5 protein-coding genes are annotated in these 2,611 nt (G+C 46.7%); all 5 read right to left on the reverse strand.

Annotation, left to right across the window (positions count from 1 at the left end):
* On the reverse strand, positions 1–421 hold a 421-nt coding region (locus tag U9P07_09030; protein MEA2109546.1), incomplete at its 3' end, for a flagellar basal body protein.
* A 105-nt stretch (positions 422–526) separates the two neighbouring features.
* Positions 527–1,027, reverse strand: a complete 501-nt coding sequence (locus tag U9P07_09035; protein ID MEA2109547.1) for a hypothetical protein — start codon at positions 1,025–1,027, stop codon at positions 527–529.
* Between the two features lie 82 nt (positions 1,028–1,109).
* Positions 1,110–1,433: a flagellar biosynthesis anti-sigma factor FlgM gene (gene flgM / locus U9P07_09040; GenBank protein MEA2109548.1), complete on the reverse strand. Its 324-nt coding sequence runs from the start codon at positions 1,431–1,433 to the stop codon at positions 1,110–1,112.
* A 58-nt stretch (positions 1,434–1,491) separates the two neighbouring features.
* Complete coding sequence (locus U9P07_09045) at positions 1,492–1,851, reverse strand: rod-binding protein (GenBank protein ID MEA2109549.1); 360 nt, start codon at positions 1,849–1,851, stop codon at positions 1,492–1,494.
* Positions 1,852–2,074: 223 nt separating this feature from the next.
* On the reverse strand, positions 2,075–2,611 hold a 537-nt coding region (locus tag U9P07_09050; protein ID MEA2109550.1), incomplete at its 5' end, for a flagellar basal body P-ring protein FlgI.

Below are 2,611 nucleotides of genomic sequence, written 5' to 3' on the forward strand. Positions count from 1 at the left end.
TTTCAACCACTGAAACCCGCTGGGCAATACCTTCGGGATTATTGGCCAGATCCTCCCAGGCATTCCAGAATTCACCCATTACCGGCAACAGGCCATAATCACTGGTTTCATTAAAGGTCCGCTCCAGATCAGCTAATGCGCTGCCGCGGGTATTCCACATGCCCTTATTACTATTTTCGATATTCAGCTGCATACCGACAAAGCGGTCGTAGAGGTTCATAATCCGGGTGGTCGTCACCCCGGTTCCCCTCATTCCCAGGGCGTCGGCCAGGGGTGGCGTCGTCTGGACAATGCCGACCTGCCGGGAATAGCCCGGGGTATTGACATTCGCTACATTATGGCCAATTATGTCAATATTGGCCTGTTGGCTCAGGAGTGACAAGCGCGAAGTATTCAGGGTATTATTGAGTCCGACAGTCATAGTTTTATTTTCCTTCGACTATTTAGAAAACCAGCTTGAATCTTTTTTTAGTGGCTTTGTAAAAATTCCATTCTTGGCAAATTCCTTTTTTTCAAGACAGTCTATCTATACCTGATGATTAAAAGCATGGCCCCGAAAGACCACCTCGGAAGAGTTCATTACCCCACTCTGCTGGTAACCGAGATTAACCGGACAGACTTGTTGAAAAAAATCACTATATCGCTTGTTTAACAAGTTCATAACCTGCAAGTCATCAGCAAGAGTCCGGCTGTACTGATTAACCCGGGTCACCAAATGATCAATTTCGGTACAACCAGCCAGCAATCGCTGCCGTTCCTGACCTTTAAAGTACAAGGCAACGGCTTTCAAGGTAACAAACTTCTGGGCTTTATCCCGGCTGAAGTCTTCAAGCCAGATATGTTCTTCTTCCAGTAAGGTGCTCAATTCAGCAATCACCCGATCACCTTCATAGATAAGTTCGGACAACCGCTGTGAGTTAATCTCAACCATAGTCACTTCCATTTGTCGATAAACATCAACAATGCAGCCAAGCAAAGTCAATTTGCGATCAACCATTTTCATGGCCTGTACGAAGCAGGTTCCCATTTTAAATTCTCCTTCCCACAAAAAAAAGGCCATGGATCAAAAAACCCATGGCCTGGAACAACTGTAATTATCAATCATCTCATTACAATAATGATTCCATGAGCATTTCCTTAATCATTTTGGTCGCCAGATCCTGGGTGTCAACCCGATAGTTCCCGGCATCAACCGCAGTTTTCATCCGGGCCACCAGATCCTGGCGAATCTCCGGAGTTTCTTTCACCTGTTCGGCCACCCGGGCAATATCCCGACTACGGGAAGAGAAGCTGACCGTATCCGCAGCCGCTCCGGCAATTTGGGCCGATTGCTGCTGTGTCACCTTCTGCGCCTGTTTAGGCGGCTGCACCTCTTTTGCAGCGTCAGGATTGAGTAACCCCTGGAGTTTATTCATTACATTCTCTACCTTCAAGATTAACCTCCTCAATAAAGTTTTACTGGTTTTACTATCGGCAGAAATCAGAAAAACTTTAGGAGATTTTGCCCTCCGTGTCAAGCAATTCCCGATAAAAATAATCCCCCAATCCGGTTGCCTGTTGCTCAGCCAGAAGGTCGGCCAGGTGATTATCAAAGAGCGATTGATAAAGGCTTGCCGCGTTATTCTCAGGAATCGCCCCACCTTGGGGAACTGTTTTTCTCATCTCCTGCAGGAGCTGGGAAAGAAACAATGATTCCAACTGCCGACATGCTTTACGCAAACCTGGGTTTTGCTTTTTTTCCATGCTTGGACTATCGGCAAAATCACCGGTTTTCTTAAGTGTTTTTGTCGCCTTCCAAGACTCGGCCAGTACCGAACTGCTCGAAAGAAAGTTGATAGGATTATACGGCATTTTTTTCCTCCTGATACAGGAGTGTAATGCAAAACACATGCCGTTTATTTTTAGTTTCCATCCGGAAACTGATTTTTCCGGATGTGCTACTAGCTGTCAGCCTTCAGCTCTCAGCTTAACCATTTATTTTTTCGATATTTCACTGAAAGCTGACTGCTGATCGCTGACAGCGTTCATCAGGAAATGAACATTTCCGGATAAACACTATTCAACTTTCTACAGCCTACATGATTTCCAGATCAGCATGAAGCGCCCCGGCCGCATTAATAGCCTGGAGAATGGCCATCAAATCACGGGGCGTTACCCCCACAGCATTCAAAGCCCGAACCAGTTCATCAATCTGTACGGTTTTTGGCAAGACCATCAGGTTGGCTTTTTCTTCTTCAACTTTAATGGTGGTTTCCGGCGTCACCACCGTTTCCCCACCGGCAAAAGGACCGGGTTGTGAAACCTGAGGTGTTTCACTGATCTGAACACTTAAATTGCCATGGGCAATGGCAACTGTATCAATCATCACATCACGACCCATAACCACCGTCCCGGTACGCTCATCAAAAACAACTTTGGCCCGGGAGTCCGGAACCACCTGCAGATTTTCCAGAGTAGCCAGAAATGGGATTAAAAGACCTTTATCGTGACTCGGGGGATTCATCTCTATGGTGGAGGCATCCAGGGGAACGGCCAGTTTGGCTCTGAAAGCGTCATTAATCGCTTTGCTGACCCGGGAAACGGTCATGAAATCGGGTTTATTCAGGGAAAG

The organism is Pseudomonadota bacterium (genome assembly GCA_034660915.1).
Taxonomy (GTDB): domain Bacteria; phylum Desulfobacterota; class Anaeroferrophillalia; order Anaeroferrophillales; family Anaeroferrophillaceae; genus DQWO01.